At 56.1% G+C, this 18259-nt stretch carries 14 protein-coding genes; 4 read left to right on the top strand and 10 right to left on the bottom strand.

All coding sequences use genetic code 11. The features are described 5' to 3' along the window. The first annotated feature begins 2 nt into the window (after nucleotides 1–2). Nucleotides 3–689: a fumarylacetoacetate hydrolase family protein gene (locus SBL51_RS13585; RefSeq protein ID WP_317931528.1), complete on the top strand. Its 687-nt coding sequence runs from the start codon at nucleotides 3–5 to the stop codon at nucleotides 687–689. A 235-nt stretch (nucleotides 690–924) separates the two neighbouring features. Here the strand turns inward: SBL51_RS13585 and SBL51_RS13580 are convergent, their stop codons facing one another. From SBL51_RS13580 to SBL51_RS13550, 7 genes are all read right to left on the bottom strand, one after another. Continuing rightward, the gene (locus SBL51_RS13580; protein ID WP_317931527.1) at nucleotides 925–1341 is read right to left on the bottom strand and encodes a TIGR01841 family phasin; all 417 of its coding nucleotides are present in this window, start codon (nucleotides 1339–1341) and stop codon (nucleotides 925–927) included. A gap of 139 nt (nucleotides 1342–1480) precedes the next feature. Next, nucleotides 1481–1924 (bottom strand): polyhydroxyalkanoate synthesis repressor PhaR, encoded by a 444-nt coding sequence (gene phaR / locus SBL51_RS13575; protein WP_317931526.1) that lies wholly within the window; start codon nucleotides 1922–1924, stop codon nucleotides 1481–1483. 135 nt (nucleotides 1925–2059) lie between these two features. Continuing rightward, the gene (locus SBL51_RS13570) at nucleotides 2060–3889 is read right to left on the bottom strand and encodes a class I poly(R)-hydroxyalkanoic acid synthase (protein ID WP_317931525.1); all 1830 of its coding nucleotides are present in this window, start codon (nucleotides 3887–3889) and stop codon (nucleotides 2060–2062) included. A 315-nt stretch (nucleotides 3890–4204) separates the two neighbouring features. Further along, the gene (locus tag SBL51_RS13565) at nucleotides 4205–4450 is read right to left on the bottom strand and encodes a hypothetical protein (protein ID WP_317931524.1); all 246 of its coding nucleotides are present in this window, start codon (nucleotides 4448–4450) and stop codon (nucleotides 4205–4207) included. Between the two features lie 39 nt (nucleotides 4451–4489). Then, complete coding sequence (locus SBL51_RS13560; protein WP_317931523.1) at nucleotides 4490–5269, bottom strand: 3-hydroxybutyrate dehydrogenase; 780 nt, start codon at nucleotides 5267–5269, stop codon at nucleotides 4490–4492. Nucleotides 5270–5644: 375 nt separating this feature from the next. Beyond that, a complete protein-coding gene (locus SBL51_RS13555) occupies nucleotides 5645–6418 on the bottom strand; it encodes an alpha/beta hydrolase (protein WP_317931522.1) in 774 nt (257 codons plus the stop codon). A gap of 9 nt (nucleotides 6419–6427) precedes the next feature. Then, a complete protein-coding gene (locus tag SBL51_RS13550; RefSeq protein WP_317931521.1) occupies nucleotides 6428–7546 on the bottom strand; it encodes a DUF2817 domain-containing protein in 1119 nt (372 codons plus the stop codon). 263 nt (nucleotides 7547–7809) lie between these two features. Here SBL51_RS13550 and rapA point away from each other — a divergent pair, with 263 nt between their 5' ends. From rapA to SBL51_RS13535, 3 genes are all read left to right on the top strand, one after another. Next, nucleotides 7810–10644 (top strand): RNA polymerase-associated protein RapA, encoded by a 2835-nt coding sequence (gene rapA / locus SBL51_RS13545; RefSeq protein ID WP_317931771.1) that lies wholly within the window; start codon nucleotides 7810–7812, stop codon nucleotides 10642–10644. 140 nt (nucleotides 10645–10784) lie between these two features. Continuing rightward, complete coding sequence (locus tag SBL51_RS13540) at nucleotides 10785–12188, top strand: DEAD/DEAH box helicase (protein ID WP_317931520.1); 1404 nt, start codon at nucleotides 10785–10787, stop codon at nucleotides 12186–12188. A gap of 301 nt (nucleotides 12189–12489) precedes the next feature. Beyond that, the gene (locus SBL51_RS13535) at nucleotides 12490–12909 is read left to right on the top strand and encodes an Rrf2 family transcriptional regulator (protein ID WP_317931519.1); all 420 of its coding nucleotides are present in this window, start codon (nucleotides 12490–12492) and stop codon (nucleotides 12907–12909) included. A gap of 74 nt (nucleotides 12910–12983) precedes the next feature. Here the strand turns inward: SBL51_RS13535 and SBL51_RS13530 are convergent, their stop codons facing one another. The 3 genes from SBL51_RS13530 to purL all read right to left on the bottom strand — a co-directional run bounded on the left by SBL51_RS13530 (nucleotide 12984) and on the right by purL (nucleotide 17860). Next, nucleotides 12984–13289, bottom strand: a complete 306-nt coding sequence (locus tag SBL51_RS13530; protein ID WP_317931518.1) for a DUF3144 domain-containing protein — start codon at nucleotides 13287–13289, stop codon at nucleotides 12984–12986. A gap of 18 nt (nucleotides 13290–13307) precedes the next feature. After that, on the bottom strand, nucleotides 13308–13928 hold the full coding sequence (locus SBL51_RS13525) for an FKBP-type peptidyl-prolyl cis-trans isomerase (protein ID WP_317931517.1): 621 nt from the start codon (nucleotides 13926–13928) through the stop codon (nucleotides 13308–13310). 65 nt (nucleotides 13929–13993) lie between these two features. Next, on the bottom strand, nucleotides 13994–17860 hold the full coding sequence (gene purL, locus SBL51_RS13520) for a phosphoribosylformylglycinamidine synthase (protein WP_317931515.1): 3867 nt from the start codon (nucleotides 17858–17860) through the stop codon (nucleotides 13994–13996). Nucleotides 17861–18259: the final 399 nt, after the last annotated feature.

Below are 18259 nucleotides of genomic sequence, written 5' to 3'. Positions count from 1 at the left end.
TCATGGCAACCGTCTTCCCCGCCTGCGAACCGACCACTCTGGCGGTCGTCGATTGTGAATGCCGCTTTCCGGTTCACCGCATCTATTGTGTTGGTAGGAACTATGCCGACCATGCCCGGGAGATGGGCGCCGACCCATCGCGGGAGGCCCCATTCTTTTTCACCAAGCCAGCTGACGCTGTCGTTGGCACCAACCAAACTATCAATTACCCACCCAAAACCATGGATCTTCACCATGAGGTAGAGATGGTGGTTGCCATCGAGCGCGGCGGCAAAAATATATCCGTCGAAAGCGCTCTGACCCACGTCTTTGGCTACGCCGTCGGCCTGGACTTGACTCGTCGCGACCTTCAAACCGAGGCCAAAGCCAAAGCCCGACCATGGTGTGTCGCCAAAGCCTTTGACCACTCCGCACTGATTGGCCCAATCACCGAGCATCACGACTGCGGCCACCCAGGTAGCGCAGCCATTGAACTGAAGGTAAATGGTGAACCCCGCCAGCGGGGCGATATCAACCAGATGATCTGGTCAACCGCCGAGATCATCAGCCATCTATCCTCCTACTTTGAGTTGGCCCCAGGAGATCTTATTTTCACCGGCACACCCGCAGGAGTTGGAGCACTGCAGCCGGGAGATAAACTCCACGCCACCATTGAGGGTCTGGCACCTTTTGACGGCACCATTGTGTAGGGAAATGGGAGACTTTCAGGCGATTCGCTACTGGGTTTTCGGCAGACTGCACCCCGACCTCACCAGCCGCTGCTAACGTATAGGGGTAATGGCAAAATTCCGCCCACCCAGCAACAACCACGATAAAAAAAGCCCAGCAGAGCTGGGCTATAGACTACAAGCGCTACAACAAGCTGATAAAACTGTCTACAAGATCAGTTATTAGGCCGTTCCAGAGGCGGCCGCCCCAGCCTTGTTACTCTTCAGCAGCTTTAACAGCGGCTGGAGCTTTTGCTTTAGCAGGAGCTTTGGCTTTCGCCTTCGGAGCTTGCGGTGTTACCACCGCTTCAAACTTTTTTATTTCGGAAAAGGCTCCATTAAAAAGCTCAGAAACCTTTTCAGAAGTGTCGGTCAGGAGTGCGTAAGTTTCTTTAGCAGAAGAGACCATCTTCTCCTGTAGGCCCTCAGCGAAAGATTTCTGGGTCTCGTAGATACCGGCCAAATCTTTCTGGGCTGCCAAATCCTTGGCGTATTCAATGCTGTCGTTCATCACGCCGGTGAACAGAGAAGTTTGCTTCTCAGCAATCTTTTCCATGGTCTCAGCATTGAGGCTCATAAATTCACTAAAAGGTTTAGAAGCGCTTTGCGCCTGCTCTACAAACTTATCAAACATGGTTCATCTCCTAGGATTAATGCTGCAATGCACAATAAACTACAGAACGGATAATAGGAGGCCCAGAGAAATAGGTCAAACACTTATTGCTGCTTTGCAGCAATAAGTGTAGATGAAATTCACATAACGGGAAAAAGGATTATTCCTTGGGGCTTTTACCGCCCTCGGTATTGGCCACAGAACGCCAAAAATCCATATTCTTCTCGACCATTTGACCAAAAATGCCAATGGGGGATTTGTCGATGATATTGCGCATCACACTTTGCATCGCTTCCTGCTGATCGAGGAAGTTGGCCATGCTCTGCTCAAGGTACATGCGCAGGAAAACCTGCATATCGGTATCGTAGAAGCGAATCAGCTGCTTGAGCACCTGGTTGGTGAGTACTGATTGCTGATCGTTGGTCTCCTGCTCCGTGATAATCTGAAGCAGAATACTCTTGGTGAGATCATCTTCCGTTTTGGAGTCGACAATTTTGAACTCCTGATGTGACATAACCAGGGATTTGATGTACTCCAGGTTGATGTACTGACTCTTGGAGGTGTCGTACAACCGACGATTGGGATATTTTTTAATAATAATCACGTAAATTCTCGCATCGACCCTTCAATAGGCCAGTATAGCGATATTTACTGTGAATAGAAGAATCGGCCGCATCCACCAACGCCTTAGGGGTATCATCCGAGCTCCTTCGGCGCTGGTAATAAGTGCGGTAAGCGCTTAGCCATGCGCGGATGATTCACTGGTTTTTTCGGTTTCAGTGATCTTCTCCAAGCGCACTTTCACATAACTACCAGGGGCATCCTCAATAGGCGGGTAGTCGCTATTGCCCAACTCACTCGGTGCTGCTTTCTTGGCACCGGACAAAGGCGCCAGCCATGCGTTCCAATCAGTCCACCAGGAGCCATCCACCTGGGTGGCGTTTGCCAGCCACTGCTCCGGGCTGTCATCTAGCTTCTTATTAACCCAATGTGGATATTTGCCTGTTTCCGGCGGGTTGACCACGCCTGCCACATGACCAGAGCCCGCCAGCACGAATCGGGCGTTGGAATTCTTCAGCAGCTGCACACTCTCGTAAGCCGCTTGCCAAATAACAATATGATCATTCGAGGTAGCCAAACTGTATGAAGGAATATCGATCAGGGAGAGATCCACCTCGACACCGTCAATTACGACGCCACCCGGCTCTTTAAGCTGGTTGTCCATGTAAGTTTTGCGTAGGTAATAGAGGAACGCCTTGGCTGGGATATTGGTTGAGTCGCTGTTCCAGTAAAGGATATCAAACGGCATCGGATCCTTGCCTTTAAGGTAGTTATCCACGAAATAGGACCAGAACAGGCTGTTCTCACGCAACATACTGAAGCAGTAGGCGAGAATACGGCCATCAAAATAGCCTTTGGTTTGCGCACTCTGCTCAACCAAGGGGTAGGTTTGATCCGAGATATAGTTACCTGCTTCGCCCGCTTCGGAGAATTCAAACAGCGTTGTTAGCAGTGTCATTGAGTGCAGACGGCGGCTACCCTGCTTCTTCAAGACGGCTGCGGCAATGCCCAACACCGTACCACCAATGCAGTAGCCCAGGGCGTTGACCGATTTTGACTGGCTGATTTCAGAGGTGACATCCAGGGCTTTAAGCACACCATCCACCACGTAAGCATCAAAGGTGACATCGCGGTAGCTCTCATCCGGGTTAACCCAGGACATTAAAAACACGCTGTAACCCTGACTAGTCAGCCAGCGAATCATCGATTTCTGCTGATCCAGGTCGAGGATATAAAACTTATTAATAAACGGCGCCACAATCAGCAGCGGCTTTTTGTAGACTTGCTCAGTGGTGGGCTGATACTGAATCAACTGGAACATACGGTTCTGATAAACCACCTTGCCCGGCGTAATCGCCAGATCTTTACCCACTTCAAAAGCATCGACGTTCACCTGGCCAATTTTAAAAGCCTCCAGCGGACTGTTTTCCAGGTCGCGCAGAAAGTTGTCCATGCCGCGGGCCAGGCATTCGCCCTCAGTATCGAGAATATCCCGGCACACCTCTGGGTTGGTGAACACATAGTTGGAAGGCGAAAGCGAGTTAATATATTGGCGGGCAAAAAACTTCACCTGCTCGGCCGTTTTCTGATCCTCAAACTCAAGGGAGTCAACAAAATTCTGCATCATTCGGGAATTGAGCAGATAGGCCTGTTTGAAATAGTTGAACATGGGGTTGGTATCCCACTGCTCATCTTTAAATCGTTTGTCACTGCGCTCGGCCTCGACCACCGTTTCCGGCTTGTTCGATTCCATCAACGCTTTGGCAGTGCTCTGCCACAGGCTCATTTGCGACTCAAGAAAACGCATCTGCTCCTGCATTAATTTGCTCGGGTCCACTTTCACGCCTCGCGAAAGTACACCCATTACCTTATCGGCGTTGGTCAGTGGGTTAATATCCGCTTTACCACCGGCCAAAAAACGCATCATGATTTCGTGAGACAATTCGTTGAACATACCCCGGTATTTATCGATATAACGAAGTATCTCCTTTTGATCGCCTTGCTCCATCCACCCTCTCCCAGTCTCTTGCAAGTGTTCGCCAGGTGTTAACAGTGCACCCGGAAACACTTTTAACCAAAGTTGAAACAACCGTTCTTTATCTATCTTTTGAAAAATCTAACCTTCAGACTTTCCATCCAGCCAGTGCCATAACTGAACGCTGGCCGATTTACTGTTGACCAGGCTCAACGACCAGTGACGCACCACCTGGATCTACCGCCAGAAACTACAAACCACACTCGAAACCAACGCTTGGTGATTTAACTGGAAACAGTTTGCATGCACATGACACCCAGCCGGTTATCGGCACAGTGCCAGAGCACGTTAATGCTCAGAGCCACCACTGCTTTTATTTTTTGTAGGGGCCTCCATCGCCTTGCGATAGCTTTCCAGAGCATCCTGCCCCTGCTTCACGAAGGCCTGAAAGAAATCCATCATTGGGTAACCCTCCTTGCCCACTTCACCGCTGATCGCCTTAAGAAAAAGCCGCTGCATTTGATCGACGCCATCAAGGCCCATAAGCTCGCGGGCTTCCTGTGGTGAGAGATCGACTTCGATATGGACTTTCATAGTTACAACCCTCGGGTTTTCGCAAAAGTGGCGATGGAATTAACGCGCCGTCCAGGCACCATCCAGAACAATGGTTTGTGCGGTCATATTTCTGGCTACCGGCGACAAGAGGTAGTCCACAGCGCCGCACATCTCTTCAACACTGATAAACGACTTTTTCGGCATGGGGCCAAGCATAATGTTATTGACCACCTCTTCTTCAGTGATGCCGTGCTCCTTGGCGGTGGCCGCAATCTGTTTATCAACTAAAGGAGTTTTAACATAGGCCGGGCAAAGCGTGTTGATGGTGATATCGAACTCGGCCACCTCCAAAGCAATCACCTTGGAAAAACCAATAAGCCCATGTTTGGCCGCCACATAAGCGCTTTTAAAAGGCGAAGCGATCATGCCGTGAATGGAGCCCACATTAATAATGCGACCGTAATTGCTTGATTTCATAGCCGGCAGCACTTCTCGGGTGAGCATGGCGGGGCCAGTGAGCAGGATGTCGAGCAATAGTTTCCAGCGATCAACAGGAAACTCCTCCAACTTGGCCACGTGCTGCATACCGGCATTATTCACCAGTACATCCACCTTACCAGCCTGCTTGATGGCCGCTTCTATCTCGGCCTGATTGGTCACATTTAACTGACACGCTTCCGCCACCCCACCCGCTGCGATAATTCCCTCAGCGGCAATCTGGGCGGCTTCAATATTGATGTCTGAAACCAATACTCGGTAGCCTTTACCCGCCAAACTCTGGGCAATACCCAAGCCAATACCCGAGGCAGCACCAGTCACCAACGCAACAGGCAAAGAACCCTCAGTCGAACTGCTCATATCTCCCCCCTTGAGATAAACAATCAACCAGATACCAGAACTACAATCTTGCCAGCTGAAACTCAAAACAGTCTCAGCCATAAATTTATTAGGCGCAGCAATGGCCAGTTTCTATAAATAAGAAAGCACTAACAGTGCCAATTAATTCATATCGAGTTAATTCACAGCCCCAAAAATGAGACAGGTTTTAAAATACCGCCAATTTGTCAAGCATATTTACACAAGTAAAATGAGAGCAGGCACTGCCAGTATTAACCCTCCGTCTACTTGGCCCGGCAACCAACACTACACAATTGCTAATTTAACAGCAAACAGAACCATTAAATTTGTTGAATAAAAAAGTGGTCGAAATCAACAAATAACGGTTAGATGGCTTCAGTTGCCGGAGCCGAGCAGCCCGGCACGACTCTTCGCATCTTTAATGGAGGGGGCGGCTATTTTGCGCAATAGCCAGTCGGGGGCATCAAGCGGCAGGTCGTGACCGGCACGAGGGTGGACCACCAGAGAACAGTTGAAATAGTCCGATAATCTTTGGCTGCATTTGCACGCCACCAGACGATCTGCCTGGCTGGCCAGGATCTGAATTTGGCAGTGGCTGAGCCGTTCCGGTTTAGGCAAGCCTGCAGTGGCGGCCAACAACAGCTGGCGCATAACCTGACGGGCACTCACCGGTCGGCGCCGGGCTATCTCCGTCCACAGGCTCAACACCTGCCGTGCCCGCTCCGGATCATTGCTGACAATGGCGAGAATTTCCCGTTCGCGCTCCTCCACGCTGCGCTTGGAGGTCAGGGTTGAGAGCAACTGCCAGGCAGGCGCTAATCTCAAGCGCTGAAAGAAGAAGTTGAGCTTTGAGCTACTGTTGATCAAAAACAGCTGATGGATACGCGGATCTGCCGCAGCCCAGTGCAGGCCAACCAAGCCACCCAGCGACACGGCCAACAGCTTTATATCACCGAGATCGCTGGTTTCCTGCTTGAGCGCGGCCACCAGTTTAGACATACGCAACGGCGATTCCTGTTCGAATTTAGCCCCCGTTCCTGGCAGATCAATGCACACCACCCGCTCACCGGTTGCCTGCTCGGCCAGCCTTGGCAGGCCGCCCCAGTGCCCGGCTTCTCGCGCTAAACCCCGCAACCATACCCAAGTCATGTGCGTCGTTTATTCCTGATACCAAAGCTCAATCGCCGCTTCGCGCAGCGATTCCCGATCATCGGTTGCCGGCAGCCACGCCTCACAACTGGCCACGGCACTCATTAAAAATTGTAGCAGCGACTGATGGTCGCGTACGGCTCGTTTTAGACGATGAGGAACTAAGGGGTGGAACAGACCCAACCGGTTGAAAAGTTGCCGTGGGCGCTTACGCAGCCAGTTCCAAGAACCCAGCTCCAAGGTCAATGGCAGAAACAGCAGTTCCTGTTCGAGCTGATTGTGCAGGTAGTCCCAAACATCACCGTGGGCCAGATAGTGGTTTGACTGCGGCTCAAACTGATAGTTGTGATGAGGATTACTGCCCGCCCAGAGATCCGCCAGCGCTTTCATCTCCGGCAGACAGGCAATTGGCCGCCGCCGGTAGGCGTATGGGATCCAGATTCGATCCCGGCAGCCGAAACCGGAGTGAATATCTAGCGAGATGGCCACCGGCCGGCCACTCACCGCACGCCTCACCACGGCCTGCAGAACACGGTTTTCCAACTCCATAGGGCTACTTTTGCGGCCCCGATACCAGGGGAGAAAGGCCCCCAAACGCTGGCCACCAGTCGGCCAGAAGATGCGTTTGTGCTGGCCCGGCTCCACATCAATAGGGGCGTTACGGTTTAGATCGATACCGTTGGGGTTGGCCCGGGTGCGCAACAGCATACCGCCCGGGTTAACAATGGGCAGCACCACAATATGCAGTTTTTCCAACAACGTGGTTATGGCCTGATCCCACTGCATACGCTCAAACAAGCCGGCCAGGAAACCGAGCAAAACCTCGGAACCAATACGTTCTATACCGTGTAAACCGGCACTTAACAGCAACAACGGTGCGTGGGGGTCGCGGGTGCCCAGGCTGATGGAGTAGATTGGCAGGTGCAGCTCGTCGCTGAGCGCGACAGAGGCCTCAATACGGCTGTTCACCCCATCCGGCGCCTTGGCCAGCAGCCGTTCCAGTTGCGCCAGCTCCGGCAGGCTGCGGGCGATATGTTCACGCGCGGTCTCCGGGCGCTGGCCAGAGGAGAGCGGGTGAATGGCAAAAGGGGATGTCGTTATCGACTCTAGCACTCGGGAAGAAGACAAGGGCCACTCCTGATAAATCAACAACCGGCTAACAAAAGCAAGCTTGATCAGCTGCGCAGGGCAACAGGGTCAATAGCGTTCTAATCTACCCTAATGGTATATATTTAGTATAGGCAAAAATAATACTCGATAAGCTGGCAAAACAATAAGCGCCGGCCCGCCAACCAGTGAGGGTGACAAGCGGTGGCGAAATACCTATTATCGCCAACCTTTGCCCGCCTCGGCTGAACCATCAGCCACCAATTTGGGAGTGCAACTTGTCGGTGGAAATGTTTGTTATTGGTCAGCGCTGGATCAGCAGCGCTGAAAAAGAGCTCGGTTTAGGTGTTGTCATCGATACCCGGGACCGCAGAGTCTCCCTCTCCTTCCCCGCCTGTGGTGAACAGCGCACCTACGCCGATAACAACGCCCCACTCACCCGAGTTCGCTACGACATTGGCGACACTGTCTACGACCTCGACGACACCGCCTGGCTGATTGCCGAAGTGATTGACCAGGGCCACCTCGTCTACCTGGTGAGCAACAGCGAAGGTGAGAGCCGTCCTTTAAGCGAAGTGGAGCTGAACCCCTTTGTCCACTTCAGTGGGCCCCTGGAGCGGCTGCTGGCAGGAAATATCGATAAACCCCAGCAATTCCAGCTGCGCCTGCAAACCCTGGAACAGATTCACCGCCTGCAGGCCTCCGGTGCCGGCGGCCTGATCGGCCCCCGCGTCGACCTGCTCAGCCATCAGCTCTATATCGCCAATGAAGTGGCCAACCGCTTTGCCCCCCGGGTACTGCTGGCCGACGAAGTGGGTTTGGGGAAAACCATCGAAGCGGGCCTGGTCATTCACCACCAGCTGCACAACCATCGCGCCGAGCGGGTGTTGATCGCCGTGCCCGACAGCCTGGTGCACCAGTGGCTGGTGGAGATGCTGCGCCGCTTTAACCTGCGCTTCACCGTGATGAACGCCGAGCGACTACGAGAAGAGTCCGCCAGTAGTGAACTCAACCCATTTGACTCGGCGCAGCTGCTGCTCTGCCCCATCAGCCTGTTTGTTCAGGATGAGTCGGCGCTGGCCCAAGCGCTGACCTGCCAGTGGGACCTGCTCTGCGTCGATGAAGCCCACCACCTGCAATGGACCGAACAACAACCCAGCGCCGAGTACCTGGCCATTGAGGCCCTGGCACAACTCGCTCGGGGCCTGCTGCTATTGACCGCAACCCCCGAGCAGCTGGGGCTGGAGAGTCACTTTGCCCGATTGCGCCTGCTCGACCCAAGCCGCTACCACAGCCTGGAGGCATTCCGCGCGGAAGAGGCGCAATACCAGCCGATTAACGATCTGATCCAAACCCTGCTGGCCGACAGCGGCCCTGCTCAACTACAACAGGAATCAAGCCTGCAGCAAGCGCTGGCCAGCTACCTGGGCGAGCGTGCGGTGCAGGAGCTACTGGCCGCCCTTAAGCAAGCCGAAGCACCCAGCGAGTTGATAGTGGCCAAGGTACGCCAGCTGCTCGATCGCCACGGCACCGGCCGCGTGCTGTTTCGCAACACGCGCGCCAGCGTCAGTGGCTTCCCCAAACGACAACTGCACACCTACCCACTGCCGCTGCCCTCCGACTGGCAGGCGACGTCGCTCTACCCGGAACAGACCAGCACCGATGACAGCTGGCTGGAGGTGGATAGCCGGATCAGCTGGCTGCTGGCGCTTCTGAAAGAGCTACGCCGGGAGAAGGTGTTACTGATCACCGCCAATGCCAATACCGCCTTGGCACTGGAGAGCTATCTGACATTACGCCAGGGGGTACGGGCGAGCGTCTTCCACGAAGGGATGAGCCTGCTGGAGCGGGATCGCAGTGCCGCCTATTTTGCCGATCAGGAGAGTGGCGCCCAGATACTGGTCTGCTCGGAAATCGGCAGTGAGGGCCGTAACTTCCAGTTTGCCCACCACCTGGTGCTGTTTGACCTGCCAGCCAATCCGGATCTGCTCGAGCAGCGCATTGGCCGCCTCGACCGCATCGGCCAGCAGCAGAATGTGTTGTTGCACGCCCCCTACTTCGAACAGACCAGCCAGGCAGTGCTGCTGCAGTGGTACCACCAAGGCCTCAACGCCTTTGAGCAGACCTGCCCCATCGGCGCCAATATCCGTGAGCAGTTTGCCGCACCGCTGGCCAGCTGTCTGGCAGCCCCCGCTGATAGCACTGCGTTGGCTGATCTGATTCAACAAACCCAGACAGCCGCCGCCGCGCTACTGTCCCAGCTGCAACAGGGGCGCGACCGCCTGCTGGAGCTCAACTCCTGCAACCGCGACAGCGCCGCGGCGACCATTGCTGAAATTCGCAGCGCCTCCGCCGAAGAGGCTTTGCAAGAGTACATGCTGATGGCCTTTGACCAGTTTGGTGTCGATCATCAGGACCATAGCGATCAGAGCTGGATTCTGCACCCCTCCGAGGCGATGCACAGCCCCTTCCCGGAGCTGCCCGAAGAGGGGCTGAGCGTCTGTTTTAACCGGGAAAAGGCCCTCGGCCGGGAGGAGTTGGCGTTTCTAACCTGGGAGCACCCCATGGTAACCGCCACCCTGGATATGATCGCCAGCGGCGAGCACGGCAACTGCAGCCTCTGCAGCCTGAAGCTGCCACCAATAAAGGCTGGCACCTGGCTGCTGGAGGCAGTTTACGTACTGCACTGCCCGGCACCCAAAGCGCATCAGCTTAACCGCTTTTTGCCGCTCACCCCCATCCGTCTGCTGCTCGACCAGAACCAGAAAAACCTGGCCGGGGTTATTGCCGGTCACCAACTCACACAACTGGCCAAAGGTATCGCCAAGAAGCCAGCGGCAGATATCGTCAAACACCTGAAAGGCGAGTTCGAACAGCGCCTGCACGCTGCCAAAGCGCAGGCCGAAAAACAGGCATTAACCCTGCTGCAAAACGCCAAAGGCCGCCTGCAGAGCGAACAGCAGGAGGAGCTCGAACGGCTGCAAGCGCTGGCCAAGGTGAACCCCAACATTCGCAGCGAAGAGATCGACTATCTGCGCGAGCAGAATCAGCAGGCCAGCCACTACCTGAGCCAGTCCCAGGTACGCCTCGATGGCCTGCGGGTGATTATCGCCACCTGACGGCACCACGGATAATCGGCACCGCACCGGCCATCAGGCCAGGCGCGGGCTGGCCGGTGGATCAATACTCTGCGAATCGGCCAGCAACTGCTAGAATCCCCCATCACCTCACTGACGACACCATTCCACTGGAGAAGCACTTGTCTGAATCCGCCACATCCTTCCAAACCCTGGGCCTGGGTGAAAAGCTGCTACAAGCCCTTGGCAACCTCGGCATCGAGCAGCCAACCGCCATTCAGGAACAGGCTATTCCCGAGATACTGCAAGGTAAGGATGTGATCGCCAGCGCCGCCACGGGCAGCGGTAAAACCCTGGCGTTTCTGGCACCCATCAGCGAGCTGTTCCTGCAGAAACCCGCCCCCAAAAGCGGCTGCCGCGCTCTGATTTTGGTACCCACCCGGGAGCTGACCGAACAGATTGGCCAGCAACTGCAGCAGCTGGCCAAACACACCCATCTGCAGTACGTCACCCTCACCGGTGGCGCCGAATTTAAGGCACAGGCGGCTTGGCTTCGAAAAAACCCGGAGATTATCGTCGCCACCCCCGGCCGCCTGAATGACCACCTGCGGCGCAACTCCACCGATCTGAACGACGTCGAATTCTGGGTATTGGACGAGGCCGACCGCATGCTCGACATGGGCTTCAGCGAGGATATCGAGGCGGTGGCCAAGGTGATCAACAGCAGCCGCCAGACGCTACTCTTCTCGGCCACCCTCAAACACGCCAAGGTCGCCCAGATCGCCAAACAGCTGCTGCGTGAGCCAGTCAGCCTGAGCGCCGGTGAGGGCGAGCAGGTGGCCGCTGAGGTCAACCACGAGTATGTGCTCACCGACGATGCCAAACACAAACAGAAGGTGGTCGATAAGATCTTAAAATCCGGCGAATTTCGCAAGGTGCTGATCTTTACCAACACCAAATCGGAAAGCAATCGCCTGCGCGGTGTACTTGCCTACTACGGTTACAACGCCGGTTGCCTGCACGGCGACATGACCCAAGACCAGCGCACACAGATCCTTAAAGCCTTCCGTCATCGTAAGGTCGATGTCCTGGTGGCCACCGATGTCGCCGCGCGCGGCCTGGATATCACCGGGCTGGATGCCGTGATCCACTTCGACATGGCGCGCAAGCCGGAAGATTACATCCACCGCGCCGGTCGCACCGGGCGCGCCGGCCAGGCCGGTACCAGTATCACCCTTATTGCAGCGCCAGACTGGAACAACAAAGCCAGGGTGGAACTCACCTTGGGAGCGGGCTTTCGCCAGCGTAAAATCGCCGGTCTGGAAGCCAAATACAAGGGGCCGGAGAAGACCAAAGCCTCTGGTAAGGTGGCCGGCAAGAAACGCACAACCAAAGCCGACAGCGACACCAGCAAACCCAAAGTCAAACAGCGCCAACGCGACCAGCTCAACAAGGGTCGACCCAAGCGCTTTGGCCCGGCACCTAAAAACACGGCAGCCAAAAGCCCGGCACCCCAAAAAGAGAAAAGCGACGCCTCCGAAGAGAGGCTGGGCGATGGCTTCACTCCGTTTAGCCGAAAACGTTAATGCCAGCCGGGGCCTGAAAGCCAAGCATCAGGCCCTGCCCCCTTAAACGAATCTGCTTTTAAGAGACTATCGCCTTACACCAGCGCACGCTTAAGCCAGCGCGCTACCGGCCAAGCCACCCCCACGCTTAGACTACGGCCCCCGGGGAGGAGAGAGACTTATAGCGCGGGAAAGCGCTTGACAGGACAAATAATCGCAAACCAACTGGCCCGGCAACTCTCCACAACAAAGTGAATCAACGCTTGCCAGCCTGGTCGGCACTGCGACAGAATGACGCCTCCTCCAGCCCTTCGAAATCAATATGCAGCTCACCAAACACACCGACTACGCATTCCGCACACTGATTTACCTGGCATCCAACCGGGATCAGCTGTCAAATATCCAGACGATTGCGGACACCTTCGAGCTCTCCAAAAGTCACCTGATGAAAGTGGTTAACAAGTTGGTCAATCTCGGTTGGGTGGAGTCGGTGCGCGGTAAGAAAGGGGGGGTGCGCCTGGCACAGGAGCCCTACCAGATCGGTGTGGCCGATGTGATCATGAAAATGGAGCAGACCCTCAGCCCCATCAATTGCGAATCGCCACTGTGCACTATCAACAGTGCCTGTACCCTGAAGCCCGTTTTGTGGCAGGCGCAGCAGGAGTACCTCCGCTTTTTGAAGAAGTACACCCTGGCCGATGTTCTCAACGACCCCACCGTCCAGATACTAAAAATGGCCTAGCAGCGGTCGCCACCAGGCCATTACAGAGCGCTCACCAGCAAAATAAGCAAGCCGGCAGAATCAGCGCGTCGCGCTTAACCATCCAGATAATTGCCAAAATTCTCCTGATACTCATCGAAGTTTTCGAGCAGCAGGCGTCGAAACTGATCCAGATAAAAACGCTTGGCGTCATCGCGGTCCTGCACAAAATCCTCCACCGTCTCACTGGCTGAAGCGACAATAAAGGCGCCATAACGGGCACAGGCGTACATCATCGCCTGGTGCACGGCACCGGCATCGAGCCCCTGGTCAGAGGCGTTATTGGCGGTTTCAATCAGCTGGTCGATCAGATCCCAAATTTGGGACTCTTCCGTTGGGGCTATCGGTGGGGATTTTGCCATGGCGTTCAGTACCTACGATCAACCCAGAATTTCAATCAATTCCACGTCAAAGATGAGGGTGCTGTAGGGGCCGATCTTGCCACCCGCACCACGCTCACCATAAGCCAGGTTGTAGGGGATAAACAGACGCCATTTGGAGCCGGTAGGCATCAGTTGCAGGGCTTCGGTCCAGCCGGCAATCACGCCGCCCACCGGGAATTCAGCAGGAATACCGCGATCGACCGAGCTGTCGAAAATAGTGCCGTCGATCAAGGTACCGTGGTAGTGGGTACGCACAGTGGACTCTTTGCTTGGACGCGGGCCGGAACCCTCAACCAGAACCTTGTACTGCAGGCCGGAGTCCAGCACCACAACACCCTCTTTGCCGGCGTTATCCGCCAGGAATTCCGCACCGGCTGCACCCAATTTGGCCGCTTCGGCGCTCTTCTCAGCCTGCATCTGCTCCTGAATAATTTTGAAAGCGGCGTTGATATCTTCCGCGCTCACCTGCAGGGGCTCATCTTTGGCACCATCGATAAATCCAGCGATGGCAGCTTCGAGTTCAAAGGTGGTGAACGGCTTATTGGCCAATTGATCACCCAATTGACGACCGATACCGTAGCTGGCCCGGGCTTCTGTGGTGGTGAATTTATCAGACATAAATAAAACTCATTTTTTGGTGCATTTATGCCGCTCTCGGCGGCGCGAAATTGGGCCCCAACCCATCAACCCACAAACACGCGGGCATTGCGGAACATGCGCAACCAGGGACCATCTTCACCCCAGTGATCGGGATGCCAGGAGTTGCACACCGTACGGAACACCCGCTCCGGGTGCGGCATCATGATCGTGGCACGACCATCGATGCTGGTGACACAGGTTATGCCGTTGGGCGAACCGTTGGGGTTGGCCGGGTAGTTGTGTGTCACCTCTATGCCGTTATCGACGTAACGCAGTGCCACCGTGCCAGAAGTGTCGCAGGCTTGCAAATGGGCGGCGTCGCGAAACTCCGCCCGCCCCTCGCCGTGCGCCACCGCCACCGGCATGTGTGAGCCGGCCATGCCGGTCAGCAGCACCGAGGGTGACTGCTCGATTTTCACCAGGCTGGTACGCGCTTCGAACTGCTCGGAGAGGTTGCGCACAAAGCGCGGCCAGTGGTCACTGCCGGGAATCAGGCTCTTCAGATTACTCATCATCTGGCAACCGTTACAGACACCCAGGCTAAAGCTGTCGGTGCGCTGGAAGAACTGGGCAAACTGGTCCCGCGCCTGGCTGTTAAACAGAATGGTTTTGGCCCAGCCTTCGCCGGCACCCAACACATCGCCATAGGAGAAACCACCGCAGGCAGCCATCCCTTTGAAGTTTTGCAGCTGCACCCGGCCGCTCAGAATATCGCTCATATGGACGTCGACACACTCAAAACCGGCGCGGTGGAAGGCCGCTGCCATCTCCACGTGGCCATTGACCCCCTGCTCACGCAATATCGCCACCCGCGGTTTAACGCCGGTATTGATGAAAGGCGCGCTGATATCCTCGTTGGGATCGAAGGTGAGGCTGGCACTGAGGCCATCGTTGCGGCCCAGAATGCGGTTGAACTCCTGCCGGGCGCAGATGGGGTTGTCGCGCAGGGATTGAATGCGATAACTGGTTTCGCTCCACAGCTGCTGCAGATAGGACTCACTCTGCTCAAACAGAATGACACTATCTTTGCTGATGCGCACCACATCGTCTTTGTTGAGCCGGCCGATGCAGTGCACCACCACGCCGGCGCTTTCAAAACGCTCACGCACCCCGGCCACCCGCTCGCTGGCCACCTGAATCACCGCGCCCAACTCCTCGCTGAACAGCAGCGCCAGGCTGTGACCGCCCAGTAGAGTGAGATCGATATCGACACCGGTGTGGCCGGCAAAGGCCATCTCCACCAGAGTGGCGAACAGGCCGCCGTCGGCGCGATCGTGGTAGGCGATAATGTCGTCCGCCTCCAGGCACTCCTGCATCGCCTGGAAAAAGCCTTTCAACAGCTCAGGGTGGTCGAGGTCGGGTACCTCATCACCTAACTGGCTATAAACCTGAGCCAGAATACTGCCACCCAGGCGCGCCTGGCCGGCGGCAATATCAATAAACAGCAGCTCCGTCTCGCCGCGATCAAAACGCAACTGCGGGGTTACCGTTTTACGGGCATCCAGCACCGGCGCAAAGGCCGAGATAATCAGCGACAGCGGCGCGGTAACCGCCTTCTCTTCACCCTCATCATCCCAGGCGGTGCGCATGGACATGGAGTCCTTACCGACCGGAATGGTAATGCCGAGCTCTGGGCAGAGCTCCAGGCCGACGGCTTCGACGGTGCGGTAAAGCTTCTCGTCTTCACCCTTGTGGCCGGCGGCACACATCCAGTTGGCCGAGAGCTTTACATCTCTTAAGGCATTAATCCGCGCTGCAGCGATGTTGGTGATGGACTCAGCAATGGCCATGCGGCCCGAGGCCGGAGCGTTGATCAACGCCAGCGGCGTGCGCTCACCCATGGCCATGGCTTCACCGCGATAGGTGTCGTAGGCGGCCACTGTCACCGCGCAATCCGCTACCGGCACCTGCCAGGGGCCCACCATCTGATCGCGGGTAACCTGGCCGGTCACCGAGCGGTCGCCAATGGTGACCAGGAAGTTCTTACTGGCCACGGTGGGGTGCTTCAATACCCGCTCGGCCGCCTCGTTGAGGTCGATTTCACTGTAGTCGAAACCCTGGGTGACACCGGTGTGGCGATAGGCACTGCGGTGCATTTTGGGGGGTTTGCCAAACAGAACCGACATGGGCAGATCGACCGGGCAGGCGTCGAAGTGGCGATCGTTGACCACCAGTTTGTGCTCGCTGATAGCTTCACCCACGATGGCGTAGGGCGCGCGCTCACGCTCACAAATCGACTCAAATACCGCTAAATCTTCGGGCCGCACGGCCATCACATAGCGCTCTTGGGATTCGTTGCACCAGATCTCCAGGGGACTCATACCCGGCTCGTCGTTGGGCACTTGGCGCAGCTCAAACACCGCCCCGCAACCACCATCTTTGGCAAGCTCCGGGAAGGCGTTGGAGAGGCCGCCGGCGCCCACGTCGTGGATAAAGGCGATGGGGTTCTTCTCGCCCATCTGCCAGCAGCGGTCGATCACCTCCTGAGCCCGACGTTCGATCTCCGGGTTCTGCCGCTGTACCGAGGCGAAGTCGAGGTCTTCGCTGGAGTCGCCAGAACTCATAGAAGAGGCGGCACCACCGCCCAGGCCGATCAACATAGCCGGGCCACCCAGTACAATCAATTTGCAACCGGGGGCGTAGGGGCGCTGTTCAATATGCTCGCCTTTGATATTGCCGTAACCGCCGGCAATCATGATCGGCTTGTGGTAGCCACGGCGCTCGCCGTCGAAGTCAGCTTCAAAGCTGCGGAAGTAACCGCAGATGTTGGGCCGGCCAAATTCGTTATTAAAAGCGGCACCACCAATTGGCCCCTCGAGCATGATATCCAGGGCGGAGACAATGCGCCCGGGCTTGCCGTAGTGGTTTTCCCAGGGCTGTTCAAAACCGGGGATCTGCAACTGCGATACGGTAAAACCGGTGAGCCCCACTTTCGGTTTGGAACCGCGGCCCACGGCCCCCTCGTCGCGAATCTCGCCACCGGCACCGGTACCAGCACCGGGGAAAGGGGCAATGGCGGTCGGGTGGTTGTGGGTCTCCACCTTCATCAGTATGTGGATGTCTTCCACATTGACAGAATAGGTGTGGTTGATTGGGTCGGGATAGAAGCGCCCGGCCTGGCTGCCGGTAATCACCGCGGCGTTGTCGGCGTAGGCCGAAAGTACGTTGTCACCACCGCACTGGTAGGTATTTTTGATCATGCCGAACAGGCTGTGCGGCTGTTCCTGATCGTTAATGGTCCAACTGGCATTGAAGATCTTGTGGCGGCAGTGCTCGGAGTTGGCCTGGGCAAACATCATCAGCTCCACATCCACCGGGTTGCGGTTGAGCTCGCTAAAGGCGTCCACCAGGTAGTCAATCTCATCTTCTGCCAGCGCCAGCCCCAGCTCACTGTTGGCGCTGGCGAGCGCCGCCCGGCCGCCGGCCAAGACATCCACCGAGCGCTGTGGTGCTGGCGAGTTGTGTTGAAACAGCGCCGCACAATCATCCAGATGGCGGAACACGGTCTCGACCATGGGGTCGTGCAGAGCCTTGGCGACGGCATTGGCGTCGCTCACCTCACCTTTTATATAGAAGGCAATGCCGCGCTCAAGACGCTCAATCTGCGCCAGCCCCACCCGTTGGCAGATATCGGTCGCCTTGGACGACCAGGGAGAGATAGTGCCCACTCGTGGTACGGCCAGAAACATGTTGTCCGACACCAACACCGCCTCGCTGGCCGGGCCGTAGGTCAGCAGCGCTTCCAACACCTGGTGCTCGTCATCAGTGAGGGCGGTACCGCTTTGCAACTCCACAAAGTGAATGTATTGGCTACTGATGCCGGTGATGCCCGCGTCGATACCTTGCAGGGTTGCCAATAGTTTTTCACTTCGAAATGCAGAAAGCGCCTGGGCTCCGCGCAGGATCAACATACAGAATTCTCGCCTCTATTTTCTAACAAGCCACTGATTCGGCTGAGGGGTTTGGGCTAGTGGTACTAGTCCAACTAGCGTCTGGGCAGGGTACAAGTCGTTGACCAACTGCCGGCAGGTCTGAAGTGCCCGCATGGTGCCGGGCTCAAATCGGGGCGCAATTGTACTTGAATTGACAGAGGCTGGCACCCTGGCGTGAAGCAATTTGTTGCCCCCACTACCACTCAACCACGGCCATCGCCCCCCTTGAAAACGGGCTGGTGCGGCCTCTCTGAATGAGATAACCGCCTATCACCAAGCACAGAGATGGCCAGGAATGCGCAATAAAGTTTGGTAAAGATTGCCAACACCCTTGCGCGGATAACCTCAAAGCCCCGAAAAAATGGGGCGAGGGATGAA

This window comes from Halioxenophilus sp. WMMB6 (assembly GCF_033283405.1).
GTDB lineage: Bacteria > Pseudomonadota > Gammaproteobacteria > Pseudomonadales > Cellvibrionaceae > Halioxenophilus.
The sequence above is the reverse complement of the archived record's forward strand: the minus strand, read 5'-3'. Positions and strand labels throughout refer to the sequence as shown.